Origin of the sequence: Mycobacterium sp., from assembly GCF_049683935.1 — a bacterium.
GTDB lineage: Bacteria > Actinomycetota > Actinomycetes > Mycobacteriales > Mycobacteriaceae > Mycobacterium.
Map to the genome: position 1 here is coordinate 1 of NZ_JBAUJR010000377.1, position 20,949 is coordinate 20,949.

Sequence of the window (20,949 nt, forward strand, 5' to 3'; positions counted from 1 at the left end):
CCGAAGGCCGCCCCCGCCGGAGGCAGCGCCGCCGACACCATCAGCTCGCTGGAAGCCGACGGCAACCGCGTCATCGTGAACCGCCAGGGCTCAGCCGGATTGGACGACGCCGCCGTGACCTCGGTGCGCCAGGGTCAGCCGATCCGCGAGTACGTCTGGGACGCCCAGGGCGACGACCGGGTCCGCGAGATCACCGGCCACGTCTACTTCGTCGACGTCAGGTAACACCCCACCCGACCACGCGGGGCGCCCTCACGAGGGGCGCCCCGCGTCGCGTCTGGCGCCCCTGATCGTCGTCGCCGCGAGAACACCTCGTGGACAAGCAATCCCACCGGCGCCGACAGAGCGCCAAAAACCATCGTGACGATGTCGTCGGCCAGAATCAGGAATCCGAACACGGCGGCGAAGGTCGACAGAGTCGCTGTCATTGGAGTCCACCGGGAGGGCACCCCGAACCGCGTCGACACCGCCATCCCCAGCACCATCGCCACCGCATGTCCGACATCGGTGAAATCCCGACCCGGCGAGGCAACGACGACGGCCGCAACGGCCAGCCACCACCCCGCCCATACGACACGCCCTCGCGATGGCATCGCCGAGACGAGCGAACCCACAACGGCCATGGCGCCGTAACTCATCCCGACGTCAGGTGCGTGGGCAACCGATGCGGACATCCAGCCGAGTCGCACCGCGACTACCAAACCCGCCGCCACCGCCAGCGTCGCACCGATGTGCCCCACCCCGAAGGCCACCGCCAACCGACCACTGCCCCAAAGTAACTCAGCTAGCGCCAGCAGGCAGACCAATCCGGGCAGCCACAGGTAGATCGGGCCGGAGTCGACGACGAGCGCACTGCCCACCAGCGTTCCGAGCCGTCCGTGGCTCAGGTTGTGAAGGTTGGTGCTGGCGTGACGTATCAGCGCATCGTGGCTGTCGGGGTCCATGGTCGACATCACGGCGGCAACCGATGTGACGGTCACGGCGTAGCAGACGGTCACCTTCACCCGTGCCAGACAGGCGAACAATCCAGACAGCACCGTGTCCACTATCCGCCGTCGACTACCTAGTCTTCGTGCTCGTCTCCTGGCAACTGCCTGCGAATTCTCAACCGGTACATGGCGAAGTCGGCGGGCACGCCCTCCTGTTTGGGGGCAAAGACCTGCTTGCGCAGCTTCTTCGCCGTCACCCCGAGGGTGTCGAAAACCTCCGGCGGGATCCGCTCCAGGGTGTCCTGCGACACGATGAGCTCACCGCGGGTCGCCCGTTCCATCACCCGTGCGGCCAGGTTCACGTCGATACCGAGCCAATCCGAGCCGATGCGCTGCGGGCGGCCCGTGTGGATGCCGACTCGCATCCGAGGTGTATACCCCTCCACTTCAACGGATTTCAGGTCCTCGCGGGCGGTGATCACGGCGCGCACCGCGGTTTCCGGATCCCCGAAGACCGCCATGATCCCGTCGCCCATGCGCTTGACGATGTGGCCGCCGGATTCGAGAAGCGGCGGCTCGACGACCTGAGAGACCCGGCGAAGCAGTTTCAGGGTGGCGCCGTCACCGGCGCCGAGTGAGAATGCCGAGAAGCCGACCAGGTCGGTGAACACCAACGTCACCTCGGCATTGGCGGGTCGACCGGACACCCGCTCTGTCAGCGCCTGCCACACCTGCAGCGCCCCGAGGCTGACCTCCCGAGACACCGCTTCGCGCTCCAGGATGCGGTCGGCGGCGCGTGCGGCGGCGCGGGGTCCTCCGACCCCGTCGACGGACAACGGATCGCCGAACTCGGGGTCACCGGGCAGCGCGCGGCGCGCCCGCCGGAGAAACGAGATGAGGTTGGGACTGTGGTTGGCGCCTTTGAGCCAACCCACCGGCCCTGACGAACGTCCGCCTATCCGTTCACCCGGCGGGTCGTCGTCCACGTCGCCCAGCCTAATCGAGCCCGAACGCGGCAATAAACCGGCAGGTCACAACCGTGTGGCTCCGCGGCGGCGGCTCCATAACGCTGCGCCCGAGGCCCTCGGATTCCGTAGACAACGGATGTTGTCAGCAGTATCGTGAGGCGGTGCGATCAGTGGCGATGGCAACGTCGGCCAACGGGACTCCCCTTGGCCCTGATTCGTTGACGTGGAAGTACTTTGGCGACGTGCGCACCGGGATGCTGGGAGTGTGGATCGGCGCGATCCAGAACATGTACCCGGAACTCGGTGCCGGCGTCGAGGACCACTCGATCCTGTTGCGCGAACCGCTGCAGCGGGTAGCACGTTCGGTGTATCCGATCATGGGAGTGGTCTACGACGGCGACCGGGCAGAGCAGACCGGCGCCAAGATCCGCAGCTACCACGAAACCATCAAGGGCGTGGATGCCGACGGCAGGCGTTACCACGCGCTGAATCCCGAGACGTTCTACTGGGCTCATGCCACATTTTTCATGCTGATCATCAAGACCGCGGAGTACTTCTGCGGCGGGCTGACCGAGGCCGAAAAACATCAACTCTTCGACGAGCATGTGCAGTGGTACCGGATGTACGGGATGAGCATGCGGCCGGTGCCCGGGTCCTGGGAAGAGTTCCAGCAGTACTGGGACCGCAAGTGCAGCGACGAACTGGAGATCAACCGGGCGACCAGGGACATCTTCTCCATCCGGATCCCGAAGCCCTGGTTCGTGTTGATGCCCACGCCGGTGTGGGACCAGATGTTCAAACCCATGGTCGGCGCCCAACGATGGATCGCCGCAGGACTTTTTGACCCGGTGCTCCGCGAGCGCGCGGGCATGCGGTGGACGCCCGGAGACGAGATTCTGTTGCGTCTTTTCGGCAAGGCGGTCGAGCTCGCTTTTCTCGCCGTGCCGGACGGGGTCAGATTGCATCCGCGGGCGGTGGCCGCGTACCGCCGCGCGAAGGGCAGCCTTCCCGCGGACGCCCCACTGGTGGAGGCGCCGGCATTCACCGCACCCCCTCGTGACCGCCGGGATGAACCCGTGCATTACGTGCCGCCGCACAAGTCCCTTCTCGATCGAGTGGGGTCGCTGGTGCACACGACTTTCTCGCTGGCGGGTATCCGACCCGCACGCAATAGCGGTAAGGCAGCCTGAACACATGCTCGATTGGTCCGACGTTGATATCGCCGTGCGTGACGCCGTCCGGGAGTTCGTCGACAAGGAGGTCCGGCCTCATGTCGACGCACTCGAGAGCGGTGAGATGGAGCCCTACCCCATCATCCGAAATCTCTTCACGACCTTCGGCATCGCCGATATGGCGCGCGACTCGCTCAACAAGCGACTGACGCGACTGCGCGAGGGCGACGATTCCGCTGGGGACAAGTCGTCTTCCGGAGGGATGTTCAGCGGCGACGGCGGCTCGGCCGGCATGGGATTCGTGGTGATCAGCGAGCTGTGCAGGGTTTCGATGGGTGTGGTCACCGGGATGGGGGTCAGCCTCGGGCTGACGGTGCCGACCATCATGGGCCGTGGCACCGTCGCCCAACAGGAACGCTGGCTTCCCGATCTGGTGACCTACGACAAGGTGGGGGCGTGGGCGATCACCGAGCCCGATTCGGGTTCGGACGCGTTCGGCGGAATGAAGTCCTACGTGGTGCGGGACGGTGACGACTACATCCTCAACGGCCAGAAGACGTTCATCACCAACGGTCCGGATGCCGACGTCGTCGTCGTCTACGCCAAGCTCGAGGAAAAGGACTCCAGCGTCGACAAGCGCGACCGCAAGGTCCTCACCTTCGTGCTGGACCGCGGGATGGACGGCTTCGTCCAGTCGAAGCCGTTCCGCAAGATGGGTATTCACTCGTCACGCACTGGAGAGTTGTTCTTCAACGACGTCCGGCTCGGCCGGGATCGCCTGCTGGGCGAGACCGAGGGCGACGGAGCCGGCGACACCGGCCGAGACAGCGCCCGCTCCAACTTCTCGGCCGAACGCATCGGTGTGGCCGCGATGGCCCTCGGCGTCATCGAGGAATGCCTTCGACTCTGTGTCGACTACGCCAAGGCCCGGACGCTGTGGGGCAAGGAGATCGGCCAGTTCCAGCTGATCCAGCTCAAACTCGCCTCCATGGAGGTGGCACGAATGAACGTGCGCAACATGCTGTTCCGGGTGATCGAGGCGGCCCAGACCGGTACCACCATTTCCCTCGCGGAGGCCTCGGCGATCAAGTGGTACTGCTCGCAGGCTGCGACCGATGTCGCGATGGAGGCTGTCCAGGTATTCGGCGGCAACGGATACATGACCGAATACCGGGTGGAACAGCTCGCCCGCGACGCCAAATCACTGATGATCTACGCCGGCAGTAACGAAGTCCAGATCACGCACGTAGCCAGGGGTCTGCTGAGCGACTAGCCTCGAGTTCGCCGACTACCGCAGGAGCGTCAGGTGGACTTCAGCAACAACACCGCATTGATCACCGGGGCCAGCGGCGGGATCGGTGAGGAGTTCGCCGTCCAGCTCGCGCAGCGCGGCGCAAATCTTGTGCTGGTCGCGCGGCGCGCCGAAAAACTCGAAGGCTTGCGCGCGGTCCTCGTCGCCAAGCACCCCGGCATCGTGATCGATGTGGTCACCGCGGATCTCGCGGCGCCGGGTTCTGGCGCCGAAGTCGAAAGCAAGGTACGTGAGCTCGGACGGACGATCGATGTGTTGGTCAACAACGCCGGCGTCGGGTTGCACTCGAAGTTCATCGATCAGGATCCTGAGGCCAACGCTGCGCAGATCCAGTTGAACTGCGGGACGCTGGTCGACCTCACGGCACGTTTCCTGCCGTCGATGACACAACGGCGGCGCGGTGCGGTGATCAACGTCGCGTCGACCGCCGCTTTCCAGCCGACGCCGGGCATGGCCGTCTACGGCGCCACCAAGGCGTTTGTGCTGTCGTACACCGAAGCGATCTGGCAGGAGTGCCGTGGCACCGAGGTGAAGGTGCTCGCGCTGTGCCCCGGGGCGACGGAGACCGAGTTCTTCGCCCGCACCGGAGACGAGTTCCTCACCGACGGTCGCCAGACACCCACGCAGGTCGTCGACACCGCACTCGCCGCGCTCGACAAATCCTCCCCGACCGCGGTGTCCGGATTGCGCAACACACTCCTGGCCACGGGATACCGGTTCACGCCGAGGAAACTGATGCTCACCGTGTCAGAACGGATCCTCAAGTCCACCTAGACAGTCGCGGACGGACCGGCGATGCGCCGGCGCCGCATGGTTTCGTACAGGCAGATGGCCGCGGCCGCAGCGACATTGAGGCTTTCGGCGGCGCCCGCCATCGGTATTCGCACCCCGGCCGTCGCCAGGGCCACGATCTCGGCGGGCAGTCCGTGGGCCTCGGGCCCGAACAGCCACGCGGTCGGGACCGTCAACTCGGCTTCGTCGAGGTCGACGTCGCCATCGAGCGTGGTCGCCAGCACCTGCAGGCCGGCTTGCCGAAGACAGGTCACCGCATCCACCGCGTCGGGTTCGCTGACCACCGGAATCGAGAAGATACTTCCCGCCGAGGCGCGAAGGCATTTGCCGTTGTACGGGTCGACACTGTGCCCGGCGAACACCACCGCATCGGCACCCATCGCGTCGGCGAGGCGGATCAGGGTGCCGGCGTTTCCTGGCTCGGAAACACCCACCGGTACCGCCAACAGCGACGACGCACCGGCCAGAACACCGCCGAGACTCACTTCCGGCATCGAACACACCGCAACGAGACCCACGGGAGTCACCGTGTCCGACAACGCCTTTGCGGCACGCTCGGTGACCAGTTGCACCGGAGCATCGGCCAACAGCCCGGCGAACCGCTCCGCCGCGCTCTCGGTGGCGAACAGCTCAGAAACGACTCCGCGCCGCAACGCGGCCTCGACGAGGTTGGGCCCCTCGGCGAGAAAGCGTGCGGCGCGGCGACGTCCGATGTGACGGTGCAGCTTGACTGCCGCCGCCACCCGGGCAGATCGTTCGGTGAGCGGCGACATCTCCCGGGTCGCTTCGCTCCTGTGCTCCGTCAGGCAGCCTCGCCCGACGGTGCATTCACATCGGCCGGCAACGAGGCCTTGGCGACATCCGCCAGTGCGGTGAAAGCCGCCGGGTCGCTGACGGCGAGCTCGGCGAGGTTCTTGCGATCGACCTCGACGCCTGCGGCCTTGAGGCCCTGGATCAGCCGGTTGTAGGTGATGCCGTTGGCGCGAGCGGCCGCATTGATGCGGGTGATCCACAGCTTGCGGAAATCGCCCTTGCGCGCCTTGCGGTCGCGGTAGGCGTAGGTCAGCGAATGCAGCTGCTGCTCTTTGGCCTTGCGGTACAGACGCGACCGCTGGCCGCGGTAGCCCTTGGAGGCCTTGAGGATTGTGCGCCGCTTCTTCTGCGCGTTGACTGCGCGCTTCACGCGTGCCATGGGGTCTTCCTATCTCATTCGGGTCAGGTTCGGGCTTGGGGCCGAAAGGTCAGCCGTTCAGCAGTTTTGCGATGCGCTTCTTGTCATTGGCGGCCACTTCGGTGCGACCGTCGAGCCGCCGGGTGCGCTTGCTCGCCTTGTGCTCGAGCAGGTGCCTACGGCCGGCCTTCTGGCGCACGATCTTGCCTGTTCCAGTACGGCGGAAACGCTTGGAAGCGCCGCTGTGGGTTTTCGCCTTAGGCATGGTTCCTCAGTTCTGCTGGGTGGTGTCTGGGTTGTCGGTGGGCTTGGCTTCGGCGGGCCGCTGAGCGGCCGGCGCGTCGGCGTCGTGCGCCGCCTTGGCGCGAGTCTTCGCGCCGCGGTGCGGTGCCAGCACCATCGTCATGTTGCGGCCGTCCTGCTTCGCGGACGTCTCGACGAAGCCGTAGTCGGCGACGTCGGCGCCCAGGCGCTGCAGAAGTCGGTAACCGAGTTCGGGTCGCGACTGCTCGCGTCCGCGGAACATGATGGTCACCTTGACCTTCGACCCGGCTTCCAGGAAGCGGATCACGTGACCGCGTTTGGTCGCGTAGTCGTGCGGGTCGATCTTCGGTCGCAGCTTCTGTTCTTTGACGACGGTCTGCTGCTGGTTCTTGCGAGACTCGCGTGCCTTCTGGGCCGTCTCGTATTTGAACTTGCCGTAGTCCATGATCTTGCAGACTGGCGGCTTGGCGTCCGGTGCTACTTCGACGAGATCGAGATCGGCGTCCGCGGCGACGCGGAGTGCATCTTCGATGCGCACGATGCCTACCTGTTCACCGCCCGGTCCGATCAGGCGAACTTCAGGTACGCGGATGCGCTCGTTGACGCGGGTCTCAGTGCTGATGGGGCCTCCTATGTTGTCGTCAGGAGTCCCCCACAACGTCGGCCTCTGCTCTGGTGAGAACAGAAAAGCCCTGCTCATAGCAGGGCCCAAAGCCGACCAGGACAGACATCTACGATGTCTGTGACCGGACCGCTGTACCTTCGAATGAATCGGTGGCCAACGGTGGGAGTGGGACTCCACTTGCTGTCCTGGCGTTCGCCGGGACGGTCGCGCATGCCAGTCTAGCAGGCATGACCGATGATCCAACACGCGCTGCAGAGACGGCCCCGCAGGCCCGCGAGCTCGCCGACGTCCCCGCGGTGGAGGTGATCTCCCGCGCCGCGGTGATGCTGATGAGCGCGGCCGCCGAAAAGCTCGGGTTGTCCGACCCGGACCCCGACGAGAGTCCCTACCGCGATCTCGACGAGGCCCGACGCCTGATCACCGCTCTCGCCGGGCTGGTGACCGCCTCGGCCGAATACCTCGGACCGCACGCCGGCCCGGTGCGAGACGGGCTCAAATCGCTGCAGTTGGCGTTCCGCGAGTCCAGCGCCGCACCCGAGGAGCCAGGTCACGGTCCAGGAGAGAAGTACACCGGCCCGGTCTGGTAACACCACATTCCGAGGATGAGCGAATATCCTCGCGGCCTATGACCCCGACGACGGCCGCGAAGGTGCGTCCGACATCCAGTTTCCGGTGGGTACCCGCAACGGCCGGGTGGGTCGTGGGAGTCATCGCGACCCTGTCGCTGCTGGCCAGCATCTCGCCACTGGTCCGGTCGACGATCCGGATTCCGCGCGAGTTCGTCAACGACTACATCTTCAACTTCCCCGACACCAGCTTCGCCTGGGCTTTCGTGCTGGCCCTGCTGGCCGCCGCCCTGGCGGCACGCAAGCGCATCGCCTGGCTGATCCTGGTGCTCTACATGGTCGCGGCGGCCGGCTGGAACATCGTCGACCTCGTCGAGGGTGGCGAACGGTGGTTCCAGGAGGTCGGTGAGCTCATCGGGCTGGCCTTCCACGTGGCTGCGATCGTGTTCCTGCTGTTCGCTCGTACGGAGTTCTGGGCGAGGGTGCGCCGCGGCGCGCTGCTCAAGGCGGCCGGCGTGCTCGTCGCCGCCATGGCCGTGGGGACGCTGATCGGTTGGGCGCTGCTGGAGTTCTTTCCCGGCACCCTGGCCCGCCCCGACCGCTTCTGGTACGCGCTGAACCGGGTCAGCGCATTCGCCGGCGCCGACGCCGACACGTTCACCGGTCATCCGCACGTGTTCGTCAACGCGCTGCTCGGGCTGTTCGGTGCGCTGGCGCTGATGGCCGCCGCCATCGCGCTGTTCCAGTCACAGCGCGCCGACAACGCGCTCACCGGCGAGGACGAGTCCGCCATCCGCGGACTGCTCGAGCTCTACGGCAAGAACGACTCGCTGGGGTACTTCGCCACCCGCCGGGACAAGGCCGTGGTGTTCGCGCCGAACGGACGCGCGGCGATCACCTATCGGGTCGAGGTGGGGGTGTGTCTGGCCAGCGGCGACCCGGTCGGCGACGAGAAGTCCTGGCCGCAGGCCATCGAGGCGTGGCTCGGGTGGTGCCAGAGCTACGGGTGGGCACCCGGGGTGATGGGCGCCAGCTCCACGGGTGCGGAGGCGTTCCGCGCGGCCGGGCTCAACGCCTTGCAGCTCGGCGACGAGGCGATCCTGCACCCGGACAGCTTCCGGCTGACCGGACCCGACATGCGGGCGGTGCGTCAAGCGGTGACCCGGGCGCGCAGGGCCGGGGGCAGCGTGCGGATCCGCAGACACCGCGACATCGCTGCCGACGAGATGGCCCAGGTGATCACGCGCGCGGATGCGTGGCGCGACACCGACGACGAACGTGGCTTCTCGATGGCTCTGGGCCGCCTCGGCGACCCCGCGGACGGTGACTGCCTGCTCGTTGAGGCCGTCCAAGACGACGAGGTGGTCGCGATGCTGTCGCTGGTGCCGTGGGGCACCACCGGAGCTTCGCTGGACCTGATGCGCCGATCGCCCCAATCCCCCAACGGCACAATCGAATTGATGGTCAGCGAACTGTGCATGCAGTCCGAGGACATCGGCGTCACCCGGATCTCGCTGAACTTCGCGATGTTCCGCTCGGCCTTCGAGCAGGGTGCCCAGCTCGGCGCCGGACCGGTGGCCCGACTGTGGCGCTGGCTGCTGGTGTTCTTCTCGCGCTGGTGGCAGCTGGAGACGCTGTACCGGTCGAACATGAAGTACCAGCCCGAATGGGTGCCTCGCTTCGCCTGCTATGAGGACGCCCGACTGGTCCCCCGCGTCGGCGTGGCCTCGGTGATCGCCGAAGGTTTTCTGGTGCTTCCGTTTTCGCGCCGCCACGAACAACCGCACACCGGCCACCACATCGCCGCGCCGGGGACGCTGGTGGCGACGGGACTACTGCACAGCGACGGAACCACCCCCGATGTCAGCGGCCTTGCCGTCGACCTGCCCGATGACGATCAGCCCCGGCTGCCCGAGCAGGTCCGGGTGCGGATGGCCAAGCTCAGGGCGCTCCAGGACGACGGCGTCGACGCCTACCCCGTGGGCAGCCCACCCAGTCATACCGTCACCCAGGCGCTGGCCGCCGCCGACGGCGCAGAGGTCACGGTGGCGGGGCGGGTACTGCGGCTTCGTGACTACGGAGGTGTGCTGTTCGCCCAGTTACGGGATTGGTCGGGCGAGGCTCAGCTGCTACTCGAGAACTCCGCTCTCAGCGACGGGGGCACCGCTGACTTCACCCGGGCGATCGACCTCGGTGACCTCATCGAGGTGACGGGCACCGTGGGGCGGAGCCGGTCCGGCGCCTGGTCGATACTGGTCACCAGCTGGCGGCTGATCGGAAAATGCCTGCGGCCGTTGCCCGACAAGTGGAAGGGCCTGACCGATCAGGAGGCGCGCGTGCGCGCCCGCTACGTCGACCTGGCGATCAACACCGAGGCCCGCGATCTGATCAGGGCGCGCAGCGGGGTCCTGCATGCGATCCGCGAAACCCTTGTGGGCAAAGGGTTCCTGGAGGTCGAGACGCCGATCCTGCAGCAGATCCACGGCGGCGCGAACGCCCGCCCCTTCCTCACCCACATCAACGCCTACGACCTGGACCTGTATCTGCGGATCGCCCCCGAGTTGTATCTGAAGCGGTTGTGCGTCGGGGGCGTCGAGCGCGTTTTCGAACTCGGCCGGGCGTTCCGCAACGAGGGCGTCGACTTCAGCCACAACCCCGAGTTCACTCTGCTGGAGGCCTACCAGGCGCACGCCGACTACCACGTGTGGATCGACGGATGCCGTGAGCTGATCCAGAACGCCGCCCAGGCCGCCAACGGAGCGCACGTGTTCCTGCGTCCCCGTGAAGACGGGACGATGGAACCGGTCGACATCTCCGGTCGGTGGACCGTCAAGACCGTCCACGACGCAGTGTCGGAGGCGCTCGGCGAGCACATCGACGTCGGGACCGAGTTGCCGGCACTGCGCCGACTGTGCGACAACGCCGGCATCCCCTACCTGACCCACTGGGACACCGGAGCGGTGGTGCTCGAGATGTACGAGCACCTCGTCGAGGACCGCACCACCGAACCCACGTTCTACAAGGACTTCCCGACGTCGGTGTCGCCGTTGACCCGGCCGCACCGCAGTATCCCCGGGCTCGCCGAACGCTGGGATCTGGTCGCCTGGGGCGTCGAACTCGGCACCGCCTACAGCGAACTCACCGATCCCGTCGAGCAGCGCAGGCGACTGCAGGAGCAGTCGTTGCTGGCCTCCGGCGGGGATCCCGAGGCGATGGAACTCGACGAGGACTTCCTGCAGGCCATGGAGTACGCGATGCCCCCCACTGGTGGTCTCGGGATGGGCGTGGACCGGGTGGTCATGCTGATCACCGGGCGCAGCATCCGCGAAACCCTGCCCTTCCCGCTGGCCAAACCGCGTTAGCAGGTAAGTCCCAGCCGGCTCCAAGGCTTCGCGGCCACGCTGGGACTCGTGACTTTGCCGGATGCTCTGCGCCACCACCTGTCGCTCATGCACGGGTGGCTGCCCACCGCGGTGCAGATCCTCGCCGCCGTCGTTCTGCTCGCCGCCATCGGGTGGCGGACCCGTCGCTGGCGTTCGGTCTGGCTGCCGTGGTCGGTGCTCCTCGGCGGTGGCCTCGCCGTGGCCGCCTACTGCTACGCCCAGTCGGCGGGCGTGGCCGACGACACCAATCCGGCTCCGGCCACGCTGTGGATCTGGATAGCGCTCTGCGGGGTGGCTTTCGGCGTGCTGGTCTCGGGTTGGCGTGGCGCGCAGTGGTGGCGGCGGACGGCGTCGATACTGGCGCTGCCACTGGCGGCACTGGCCGCCGCATTGGCGCTGAACCTCTGGGTCGGATATTTCCCCACCGTGCAGACCGCATGGAATCAGCTCACCGCGGGACCACTGCCCGACCAGACGGATCAGGTCACCCTCGCCGCGCTGCAGCGACAACACCGGGTGCCGATCAACGGCAGCCTGGTGGCGGTCGACATCCCCGCCACCGCCTCGGGCTTCACCCACCGTCAGGAGTTCGTGTACCTGCCGCCCGCGTGGTTCGCGAGCGATCCCCCGCCCGCACTGCCGACCGTGATGATGATCGGTGGCGAGTTCAACACCCCCGAGGACTGGCTGCGCGCAGGCGGAGCCGTAAAAGCCATCGACGACTTCGCGGCGGCGCACGGCGGCAACGCACCGGTGTTCGTGTTCGCCGATCCCGGCGGAACTTTCGACAACGACACCGAGTGCGTGAACGGAGCACGCGGCAACTCCGCCGATCACCTCACCAAAGACGTTGTGCCGTTCGTCGAGTCGAAGTTCGGGGTCAGCACGGACAGCGCCCACTGGGGTGTGGTCGGCTGGTCGATGGGCGGCACCTGCGCTGTGGATCTGACCGTCATGCATCCCGAGATGTTCGGCGCGTTCGAGGACATCGCCGGGGATGCGGCGCCGAACTCAGGCACCAAGCAGGAGACCATCAGCCGGCTGTTCGGAGGCAGCACCGCCGCTTACGATTCGTTCGACCCGACGACCGTCATCAGCCGGCACGGGCAGTATCGAGGAGTGGCGGGGTGGTTCGATGTGAACGAGTCGTCGGCCCCCGACGCGAAGCCCAACGATCAGGCGCGGGCAGCCAGAGCGTTGTGCGGACTCGGGAGCACATCGGGAATCGACTGCGCGGTCGTGACCCAGCCGGGAAACCATGACTGGCCCTTCGCTTCCACCGCGTTCGCCACCGCTCTACCGTGGCTCGCGAGCACCGTCGGGACGCCGGGGGTGCCGCACGTCGACCTGCCCGCGGCGAACGATCCCTCGGAGTAGCGTGATTCCCATGCCGGACGAATCCAGCACCGAACCCGAACTCGCTCCTGCCGAACCGGTGGACACCGGCTACTCCGCCAGCGGCGTGCCCACGTTCGACTCGGTGCGCGAGAAGATCGAGACGAGAGTCGCGACCTCGATCGGATCTGCGGAGCTCGCCGCGGAGTCACCGGAGGGTCGCAGCGTGGAGGAACAGTACGACGCCCGCCAGAAGGCGGCGGCGGAGCGACTCGCGCAGATTCGGGAGTCGATGCGCACCGGAAACGACGACGCTCGATAGTTCGGTCGGCGCTGTCGGTGGGTGCGGGTACGGTTCGCCGCGATGAGGTCATTCACTGTCGAAGAGCGGCGGTCCCGGCTGGCCAGGCGCCACCAGTTGGCGGACGGGTTGACGCCGGTGGCGGCCGACGCATTGACCGGCAGGTTGGTCGGAATGCACGCCACGGATCCGGCGACGCCGTACCTGTCGCTGTGGGCGCGGATCCCGGGGTGTTCGGTGGCAGAGGTTCACACCGCACTGTACGAGGACCGAACGTTGGTCAAGCACTTGGCGATGCGGCGCACCCTGTGGGTGATTCGCCCGTCTGATCTCTCGTCGATCCAATCGGCTGCCAGCGATCGGGTGGCCGCCGCCGAGCACCGTAGATTGGTCGCCGATGCCGAGCGTGCGGGCGTGGCCGCCGACGGGACGGCCTGGGTGCAGACCGCGTGCCGCGCGGTGATCGACCACCTGGGCCGGACCGGGCCATGCTCCGCCAGGCAGTTGCGCGAGGCGCTGCCTGAGCTGACCGGGACCTACGACGCCGCTCCAGGAAAGAGTTGGGGCGGCGAAAGCCATTTGGCACCAAGGGTGTTGACGCTGCTCTCGGCCCACGGCGAGATCGTCCGCGGGCCGAATGACGGCGGATGGACCACATCGCGGCCCCGTTGGGTGACCGCCGGCCAGTGGCTTGCCACCGCGGACACGACCGCACCGGAGAAGGCGCGCGCCGAGCTCGTGCACCGGTGGCTTCATGCGTTCGGCCCTGCCACGGTCACCGACATCAAATGGTGGTTCGGCAACACCCTGAGCTGGGCGCGTCAGGCGTTACAGGACATCGACGCTGTCGAAGTGGATATGGACGGAACGCCCGGCTACGTCCTGCCGGGTGACGAGGAACCCGAGCCTGCGGCGTCTGCGTGGTGCGCGTTGTTGCCCGGGCTGGACGTCACGACCATGGGCTGGTACGACCGCGACTGGTACCTGGGCCCGCACCGAGCCCAGGTCTTCGATCGCAACGGCAACGCCGGTCCGACCGTGTGGGTCGACGGTCGGGTGGTCGGCGCCTGGAGCCAGGATGCCGACGGCCACGTGCGTCTTGTGCTCCTCGAGGACGTCGGTCGCCGGGCCGAGAAGGCGCTGTCGGCCCGCGCCGACGAGCTGACCGCGTGGCTCGACGGTGTGCGCGTCAGCCCGCGGTTTCCATCGCCGGCGACAAGGCGGGCGTAGTCAGGCTTCGTTGCAGCAGTATCGTGTCCAGCCACCGGCCGTGCTTGAACCCGACCGCAGTGAGGCGGCCGGCGTCGACAAAGCCGCGACGGCGATGAAGCGCGAGCGACGCCTCCGCGTCCGCGTCCACGATGACGGCGATCACCTGCCTTATCCCCACCTGCAGACACGTGGCCAGCACGGCGTCCAGCAGTCGGCCACCGATGCCGTGGCCGGCTGCGTGCGGTGCAACGTAGATCGAGTTCTCCACGGTGTGCCGGTAGGCCGGGCGCGTCTTCCACGGCGCGCAGTAGGCGTACCCGACCACCTCGCCATCGAGAACCGCTGTCAGATACGGCAATCCGACAGACATGATCGTGTCGAACCTACGCAGCAACTCGTCGCGGTCCGGGGCGATGAGCTCGAACGTGGCGACGCCAGTCTGCACGTACTGCGCGTAGATCGCACCGATCGCGTCCAGGTCATCCGGTGTGGTCGGCCGTACCGTCACGGCGGCGGGCACTGTCGGAGCCGCTCAGGCGCTGACCTTGCGGCGGGCTTTGCGCGGTTTCGGCCGCGCCACACCCAATGCCTCCGCGAGGAAGTGGCCTGTGTAGCTGTCGACGTTGTCCGCGACGTCCTCCGGGGTGCCCGAGGCGACCAACGTGCCGCCGCCCGAGCCCCCGTCGGGACCCATGTCGATGATCCAGTCCGAGGTCTTGATCACGTCCAGGTTGTGCTCGATCACGATGACCGTATTGCCTTTGTCCACAAGGCCGTTGATCACCATCAACAGCTTGCGGATGTCTTCGAAATGCAATCCTGTGGTCGGCTCGTCGAGGATGTAGATCGTGCGACCGGTCGAGCGCTTCTGCAGTTCGGACGCCAGCTTGACGCGTTGCGCCTCGCCGCCGGACAGGGTCGGTGCCGGCTGGCCCAGCCGGACGTACCCCAGGCCGACGTCGACCAGCGTCTGCAGGTAGCGGTGGATCGACGTGATCGGTGCGAAGAACTCGGCTGCCTCCTCGATGGACATGTCGAGCACCTCGGCGATGGTCTTGCCCTTGTAGTGCACCTCGAGGGTTTCGCGGTTGTAGCGCGCGCCCTGGCAGACCTCGCACGGTACATACACATCCGGAAGGAAGTTCATCTCGATCTTGATCGTGCCGTCACCGGAGCACGCCTCGCACCGGCCGCCCTTGACGTTGAACGAGAACCGGCCCGGCTGATAGCCCCGGACCTTGGCTTCGGTGGTCGCGGCGAACAGGGTGCGGATCTTGTCGAACACCCCGGTATAGGTCGCCGGATTCGACCGCGGTGTCCGGCCGATGGGCGACTGATCGACTCGGACCAGCTTGTCGAGTTGGTCGACGCCGTTGACGCGGGTGTGGCGCCCCGGAACCTGACGGGCGCCGTTGAGTTTGTTCGCCAGCACCGACGCCAGGATGTCGTTGACCAGTGTCGACTTGCCCGAACCGGAGACGCCGGTCACGGCGGTGAGCAGCCCGAGCGGAAACGATACGTCGATCTCGCGCAGGTTGTGCTCGCGCGCGCCCACGACCGTGAGCTGACGCTTCTTGTCGGCCACGCGGCGCAGCAGGGGCACCTCGATCTGTTCCTTGCCCGAGAGGTAGGCGCCGGTGATCGAATCCGGATTCTTCAGCAGGTCGGCGTAGGTGCCGCTGTGAACGATCTGGCCGCCGTGTTCGCCTGCGGCAGGCCCGATGTCGACCACCCAGTCTGCGTGGGCGATGGTGTCGAGATCGTGTTCGACGACGATGAGGGTGTTGCCGAGATCGCGCAGCCGCACCAGCGTGTCGATCAACCGGCGGTTGTCGCGCTGGTGCAGACCGATCGACGGTTCGTCGAGCACGTAGAGGACACCGACCAGGCCGGAGCCGATCTGGGTCGCGAGCCTGATACGTTGCGCCTCACCGCCGGACAGCGTTCCGGCCGCACGGGACAGCGACAGGTACTCGAGCCCGACATCGAGCAGGAATCCGAGCCGCGACTGGATCTCCTTGAGGACCTGCCCGGCGATCGCCTGCTCCCGGCTTCCCAGGGTGAGCGCGTTGAGGAACTCCGCGCACTCGGCGATCGACAACGCGGAGACCTGCGCGATGGACTTCGGCCCGAAACTGCCCGCGGTCATCGTGACCGCCAGGATCTCCGGCTTGAGGCGGGTGCCGTCACATTCGGGACACGGCACGTCGCGCATGAACCCCTCGAGACGTTCCTTGGTCTGCTCGGAGTCCGTCTGCTCCATCCGACGGTGCAGGAAGGCCATCACGCCCTCGAAGTCCGCGTAGTAGGACCGGGTCCTGCCGTAGCGGTTCTTGTACCGCACGTGTACCTGCTCGTCGCAGCCTTCGAGAATCGCCTTGCGCGCCTTGGCGGGAAGCTTTTTCCACGGGGTGTCGACGTCGAACCCCAACTGGTCGCCCAGTCCGGAGAGCATCCGGGTGAAGTACTCCGAGGTGTGCCCCATCGACCAGGGTGCGATGGCGCCCTCCGCCAGCGTCAGATCGGGGTCGGGCACCACGAGGTCGGGATCGACCTCCTTCTTGATACCCAGCCCGACACACTCCGGGCAGGCACCGTAGGGCGAGTTGAACGAGAACGACCGCGGCTCGAGATCGTCGACGGCCAGCGGGTGGCCGTTGGGGCAGGCGAGCTTCTCGGAGAATCGCTGCTCACGGGGACTGTCGGTCTCGCGGTCTCGCTCATCGGGGAACTCCAGGACGACGATTCCGTCGGCGAGGTTCAGCGCTGTCTCCACCGAATCGGTGAGCCGCTGCTTGGAGCTCGCCTTCACGGTCAGGCGGTCCACGACCACCTCGATGTCGTGCTTCTCCTGCTTCTTCAGCTTCGGCGGGTCGGTCAGGGAGTGCACCACCCCGTCGACACGCACCCTGCTGTAACCCTGGGTGTTGAGCTTCTCGAACAGGTCGACGAACTCGCCCTTGCGGGTGCGGACCACCGGGGCGAGGACTTGGAATCGCAGGCCCTCGTCCATGGCGAGAACCTGGTCGACGATCTGCTGGGGCGTCTGGCGGGCGATCCGCTCTCCGCACACCGGGCAGTGCGGCGTCCCGGCCCTGGCATAGAGCAGACGCAGGTAGTCGTAGACCTCGGTGATGGTGCCCACGGTCGAGCGCGGGTTGCGGTTGGTGGACTTCTGGTCGATGGACACCGCGGGTGAAAGCCCCTCGATGAAGTCGACGTCGGGCTTGTCCATCTGGCCGAGGAACTGGCGCGCGTACGCCGACAACGACTCCACGTACCTCCGCTGGCCCTCAGCGAAGATCGTGTCGAACGCCAGCGACGACTTACCGGAGCCCGAGAGCCCGGTGAACACGATCATCGCGTCGCGCGGCAGGTCGAGGTCGACACCCCGCAGATTGTGCTCACGGGCACCCTTGACGATCAGGCGGTCAGCCAACGATGTCCCTTTCGAGTTCTCTCTGTCGATGGTCACGGAAGTCCAGCTTCGTGCGACAGACGCAGTACAGGCCCATGCTAAGTGCGCCCCCTGACAAGTTTGATCGACGGTCGCGTTACCGCCCGGTCGCCGGTCAGTAACGTGGGTCACCATGACCGATGTCGAGGACAACTACACAGGTCACGTCGAACCCCGCAGAGCGGCTCGACGAACCCTTCCGGGTGCGTCGATCGTGAAGGTGTCCGTCGGACCTATGGACAACAACGCCTACCTCGTGACGTGTTCCCGGACCGGCGAGACTCTACTCATCGACGCGGCGAATGACCCCGCGGTACTTCTGGATCTGATCGAGCAGTGCGCGCCGAAGTTGTCGCTGATCGTGACCAGCCACCAGCACCAGGACCACTGGATGGCGCTCGCGGAGGTCGCCGCGTCCACAGGCGCCCCCACGGCCGCCCACCGACTCGACGCCGGACCGCTGCCGGTGACTCCCGATCAGCTGTTGGCGGGCGGCGACACCGTCACCGTCGGCGACCTGCGATTCGAAGTGATCCACCTGCGCGGCCACACGCCCGGCTCCGTGGCGCTCGCGCTGAGCGGACCGCCCACCGGCGACACGGTGCAGTTGTTCAGCGGTGACTGCCTGTTCCCCGGGGGCGTGGGCAAGACCTGGAAAGACGGCGACTTCGAACAACTCCTGGGTGATGTGTCCAGTCGGGTGTTCGACGTCTTCGCAGATCAGACAGTCGTGTATCCGGGGCACGGCGACGACACGACGCTCGGGACCGAACGCCCCCATCTGGGCGAATGGCGCGAGCGCGGTTGGTGACACAGGAGGTGCGGGAAAAGAAGATGAGCAGCGATCAGTTCGACAAGGCGCACAGCGGCGCCGGGTTCATTGCGGCGCTGGATCAGAGCGGCGGCAGCACGCCCAAGGCGTTGACGCTGTACGGCATCGCCGAGGACGCGTACTCCGACGATGCCCAGATGTTCGATCTGGTGCACGAGATGCGGACCCGCATCATCACCAGTCCGAGTTTCGACGGCGACCGCATCCTCGGGGCGATCCTTTTCGAAGACACCATGGACCGCGAGATCGACGGGCGATCCACCTCGGACTATCTGTGGAATGTCAGGCAGATCGTGCCGTTCCTCAAGGTCGACAAGGGTCTGGCCGGCGAGCAGGGCGGCGCTCAGCTCATGAAGCCGATCCCCAACCTCGATCAGCTGCTGGCGCGGGCGCGGGACAAAGGGGTCTTCGGTACCAAGATGCGGTCCGTCATCAAGCTGCCGGGCGCCGGACTGAACGCCGTCGTCGACCAGCAGTTCGCGGTCGGTCGCCAGATTCTGGCCGCCGGCCTGATCCCGATCATCGAGCCCGAGGTCGACATCCACAGCCCGGAGAAGAGCAAAGCCGAGGAACAGCTCAAGAGCGCGTTACTCGACGGCGTCAACGGTCTCGATGACGGTCAGTTCGTCATGCTGAAGCTCACACTCCCCGATGTCGACGATCTGTACCGGGAGCTCGTCGACCATCCCAAGGTGCTGCGAGTGGTCGCACTTTCGGGCGGCTACGGACGCGACGAAGCCTGCGCGAAGCTCGCCAGGAACCACGGGGTGATCGCCAGCTTCTCGCGAGCACTCACCGAAGGGCTGACCGCACAGCAGAGCGACGACGAATTCAATGCGGCGCTGGACGCTGCGATCGGGAGCATCGCGAAGGCATCCCGCACGTGACAGCGGTGAACCCGGGCCGGCACCGCGCCGGCCCGGGTTCACCGGAACGTCTGCTCAGATCAGGACGTGTGCACGATCAACACGTCGGACTTGGACCGCCGTGCGACATTCGCCGGGACCGAGCCGAGAAGCCGACCGGCGATCGTGCTCAATCCGACGTTGCCGACGACGAGCAGATCTGCGCCCACTTCCTCGGCAAGATCGACGAGCGCGTCCACGGGCGCCCCGACGACGGCCTTCTCTTCGATGTTCTCGGCACCGGCCGCCTTCGCACGGTCCCGCGCCTCACGCAGGATCGCGTAGATCGGGGCGTTACCCGACATCTTGTAGCCCTCGTCCTTGAGCACGTCAGCGGCACGCTGATCCTCGCTCTGCGGGAAGTATGCGGTCGCGACGATCACCTTCGCGTTGGCCCCGGCCGCGATCTGACCGGCGCGGTCGACGGCACGCAACGACGAATCCGACCCGTCCGTACCAACCACCACGGTTTGATAGGCGCCCATCGTTATCCTCCCAATGTCAGCTGCAACGCCACAGACCCTAACCCGGTATCCGGCGAACATGGGTGCGAATCACCACACCGGGATCGTATTCGCCCAGGATCGGACCCCCTGAGCACCGCCAACGTCACCATTCACACTGCGACGTGACCGCGGGTACATCCCCCGGACTCCGGTGATGCGGACGTCAATTGCGCACTGCAACAACGGGATCATCACCCTTGCCCGCGACGGATCGGCCGTCCGACCTCCGGCCGGGTAGCGCTGCGGGGGAACTGGCGTTCGGCCGACCATGGGGCCCCCTCACAGACGAGATCCTGCGGCGCCGGCAGGGTGGCCGGCAACCGGCACATCCGCGATGAGTGGAAACGGCACCGGTCCCGGCGCCGGCAGTGCAGTGGCGCCGTGCACGACGTCGACGTAGGGTGCCGACGCGATCGCGGAACTTCCTCTTGCGCAACGCTGCTCAACGAGTTGGCCGAGGTATCCGTGAATCGGAAACACTCGGAGCTGCGCCGCCGGGCGCTCAGGTGTCCTTGTTGAGCACCCTGCGCGCGACGAACGTCGCTGCGTCGTTGACCATTCCGTTCCACGGGTAGGAGTAGTGGGCGAAGTAGTTGAGGCCTCTGGAACAGTAGGGGTCGCCGTTGGCACACAGGTCGATGCTCTTGTGCCCGTACTGAGGGCTTATCTCAGTGAGTGGACCGAGCAGCGGTTGGTCGCGCGCCGGGTTGGCGAACACCGCCACCGCGACAACGTGATTGACCATGGCGTCCGGCAGCGGCGCAGGTGTGAAGAACCAGATCTTGCGATTGCCGATGGTGATCAGGTCGATCACCCCTGAACCCTGTGACATGCCGCCGAGCACGATCTTGGTGTCCGGGCAGACGGCCGCCACGTACTGCACATGCTTGTTGGCGTCCACGGCACCCGCCGAGGTCGACTTCGAGAAGTTCCAACTGGCCGGGTAATCGACCGCGTAGGTCGAGATCTTCTTCCCCAGCAGCTTCCATTTCAGCGAATCGATGAACGCCTTGCCGACGAAACCGACACCTGGCCGGTCGCTCGTTCCGCGGGCGAACACCACCTCGACGTCAGGGCACGACTCTGCCGCTGCAACGGGGGCACTCACCGTGGAGACGGCCAGCACTGAGGTCGTCACCACCGCAGCACTGAGCAAACGAACCACCTGGCATCTGCGCACCCGACAACGCTGACACATCCCAGCAAATGTGCACCCACG

At 66.5% G+C, this 20,949-nt stretch carries 20 protein-coding genes and 1 pseudogene; 11 read left to right on the forward strand and 10 right to left on the reverse strand.

Features of this window, described 5'->3' with window-relative positions; translation table 11 throughout:
- Positions 1-225 (forward strand): hypothetical protein (locus WA965_RS21735; RefSeq protein ID WP_526448066.1); only part of this gene is annotated, 225 nt, incomplete at its 5' end.
- Here WA965_RS21735 and WA965_RS21740 read toward each other — a convergent pair.
- Entirely contained in the window at positions 204-1,037 is an 834-nt protein-coding gene (locus tag WA965_RS21740) for a rhomboid-like protein (RefSeq protein ID WP_526296713.1), read from the reverse strand. The two genes, WA965_RS21735 and WA965_RS21740, sit on opposite strands and share 22 nt — an antisense overlap.
- Before the next feature lie 26 nt (positions 1,038-1,063).
- The gene (locus WA965_RS21745) at positions 1,064-1,915 is read right to left on the reverse strand and encodes an adenylate/guanylate cyclase domain-containing protein (protein ID WP_526296715.1); all 852 of its coding nucleotides are present in this window, start codon (positions 1,913-1,915) and stop codon (positions 1,064-1,066) included.
- Between the two features lie 158 nt (positions 1,916-2,073).
- On the opposite strand from WA965_RS21745, the gene WA965_RS21750 reads away from it, so the two are divergent.
- Genes WA965_RS21750 through WA965_RS21760 form a run of 3 tightly spaced genes read left to right on the forward strand, consistent with a single transcriptional unit; the run spans position 2,074 to position 5,155 of the window.
- Complete coding sequence (locus WA965_RS21750) at positions 2,074-3,087, forward strand: oxygenase MpaB family protein (RefSeq protein WP_526296747.1); 1,014 nt, start codon at positions 2,074-2,076, stop codon at positions 3,085-3,087.
- A gap of 4 nt (positions 3,088-3,091) precedes the next feature.
- Positions 3,092-4,342, forward strand: coding sequence for an acyl-CoA dehydrogenase family protein (locus WA965_RS21755; RefSeq protein WP_526296717.1), 1,251 nt, complete (start codon positions 3,092-3,094; stop codon positions 4,340-4,342).
- A gap of 33 nt (positions 4,343-4,375) precedes the next feature.
- A complete protein-coding gene (locus tag WA965_RS21760) occupies positions 4,376-5,155 on the forward strand; it encodes an SDR family NAD(P)-dependent oxidoreductase (RefSeq protein WP_526296719.1) in 780 nt (259 codons plus the stop codon).
- Here WA965_RS21760 and WA965_RS21765 read toward each other — a convergent pair.
- The 4 genes and pseudogenes from WA965_RS21765 to infC all read right to left on the reverse strand — a co-directional run.
- A complete protein-coding gene (locus WA965_RS21765; RefSeq protein WP_526296721.1) occupies positions 5,152-5,916 on the reverse strand; it encodes a TrmH family RNA methyltransferase in 765 nt (254 codons plus the stop codon). The genes WA965_RS21760 and WA965_RS21765 overlap by 4 nt on opposite strands.
- 59 nt (positions 5,917-5,975) lie before the next feature.
- A complete protein-coding gene (rplT, locus tag WA965_RS21770) occupies positions 5,976-6,365 on the reverse strand; it encodes a 50S ribosomal protein L20 (protein WP_526296723.1) in 390 nt (129 codons plus the stop codon).
- 49 nt (positions 6,366-6,414) lie between these two features.
- Complete coding sequence (gene rpmI, locus WA965_RS21775; RefSeq protein ID WP_137145251.1) at positions 6,415-6,609, reverse strand: 50S ribosomal protein L35; 195 nt, start codon at positions 6,607-6,609, stop codon at positions 6,415-6,417.
- 14 nt (positions 6,610-6,623) lie between these two features.
- Positions 6,624-7,230 (reverse strand): annotated as a pseudogene (infC, locus tag WA965_RS21780) (translation initiation factor IF-3); the annotation flags it as partial.
- A gap of 230 nt (positions 7,231-7,460) precedes the next feature.
- Between infC and WA965_RS21785 the strand changes: the two are divergent.
- The 5 genes from WA965_RS21785 (at position 7,461) to WA965_RS21805 (ending at position 14,048) form a co-directional block, all read left to right on the forward strand.
- Positions 7,461-7,820, forward strand: a complete 360-nt coding sequence (locus WA965_RS21785) for a DUF1844 domain-containing protein (RefSeq protein ID WP_526296725.1) — start codon at positions 7,461-7,463, stop codon at positions 7,818-7,820.
- A 38-nt stretch (positions 7,821-7,858) separates the two neighbouring features.
- Positions 7,859-11,161, forward strand: coding sequence for a bifunctional lysylphosphatidylglycerol synthetase/lysine--tRNA ligase LysX (lysX, locus tag WA965_RS21790; protein WP_526296727.1), 3,303 nt, complete (start codon positions 7,859-7,861; stop codon positions 11,159-11,161).
- Positions 11,162-11,248: 87 nt separating this feature from the next.
- Positions 11,249-12,559 carry an alpha/beta hydrolase gene (locus tag WA965_RS21795; protein ID WP_526296749.1) on the forward strand — a complete coding sequence of 437 codons (1,311 nt, stop codon included), beginning with the start codon at positions 11,249-11,251 and terminating at the stop codon, positions 12,557-12,559.
- Between the two features lie 10 nt (positions 12,560-12,569).
- Positions 12,570-12,839 carry a hypothetical protein gene (locus tag WA965_RS21800; RefSeq protein ID WP_526296729.1) on the forward strand — a complete coding sequence of 90 codons (270 nt, stop codon included), beginning with the start codon at positions 12,570-12,572 and terminating at the stop codon, positions 12,837-12,839.
- Between the two features lie 42 nt (positions 12,840-12,881).
- Complete coding sequence (locus WA965_RS21805; protein WP_526296731.1) at positions 12,882-14,048, forward strand: DNA glycosylase AlkZ-like family protein; 1,167 nt, start codon at positions 12,882-12,884, stop codon at positions 14,046-14,048.
- On the opposite strand, the gene WA965_RS21810 is transcribed toward WA965_RS21805, so the two are convergent.
- Positions 14,008-14,538 (reverse strand): GNAT family N-acetyltransferase, encoded by a 531-nt coding sequence (locus tag WA965_RS21810; RefSeq protein ID WP_526296733.1) that lies wholly within the window; start codon positions 14,536-14,538, stop codon positions 14,008-14,010. The genes WA965_RS21805 and WA965_RS21810 overlap by 41 nt on opposite strands.
- A 24-nt stretch (positions 14,539-14,562) precedes the next feature.
- Entirely contained in the window at positions 14,563-17,469 is a 2,907-nt protein-coding gene (gene uvrA, locus WA965_RS21815) for an excinuclease ABC subunit UvrA (RefSeq protein WP_526296751.1), read from the reverse strand.
- Positions 17,470-17,620: 151 nt separating this feature from the next.
- Here uvrA and WA965_RS21820 point away from each other — a divergent pair, with 151 nt between their 5' ends.
- Together WA965_RS21820 and WA965_RS21825 are read left to right on the forward strand one after the other, a co-directional pair.
- Positions 17,621-18,298 (forward strand): MBL fold metallo-hydrolase, encoded by a 678-nt coding sequence (locus WA965_RS21820; protein ID WP_526296735.1) that lies wholly within the window; start codon positions 17,621-17,623, stop codon positions 18,296-18,298.
- A gap of 23 nt (positions 18,299-18,321) precedes the next feature.
- The gene (locus tag WA965_RS21825) at positions 18,322-19,206 is read left to right on the forward strand and encodes a fructose bisphosphate aldolase (protein ID WP_526296737.1); all 885 of its coding nucleotides are present in this window, start codon (positions 18,322-18,324) and stop codon (positions 19,204-19,206) included.
- Between the two features lie 59 nt (positions 19,207-19,265).
- Here the strand turns inward: WA965_RS21825 and WA965_RS21830 are convergent, their stop codons facing one another.
- Both WA965_RS21830 and WA965_RS21835 read right to left on the reverse strand, forming a co-directional pair.
- A complete protein-coding gene (locus WA965_RS21830) occupies positions 19,266-19,709 on the reverse strand; it encodes a universal stress protein (RefSeq protein WP_178359279.1) in 444 nt (147 codons plus the stop codon).
- A gap of 523 nt (positions 19,710-20,232) precedes the next feature.
- Positions 20,233-20,871 carry a cutinase family protein gene (locus WA965_RS21835; RefSeq protein ID WP_526296753.1) on the reverse strand — a complete coding sequence of 213 codons (639 nt, stop codon included), beginning with the start codon at positions 20,869-20,871 and terminating at the stop codon, positions 20,233-20,235.
- Positions 20,872-20,949: the final 78 nt, after the last annotated feature.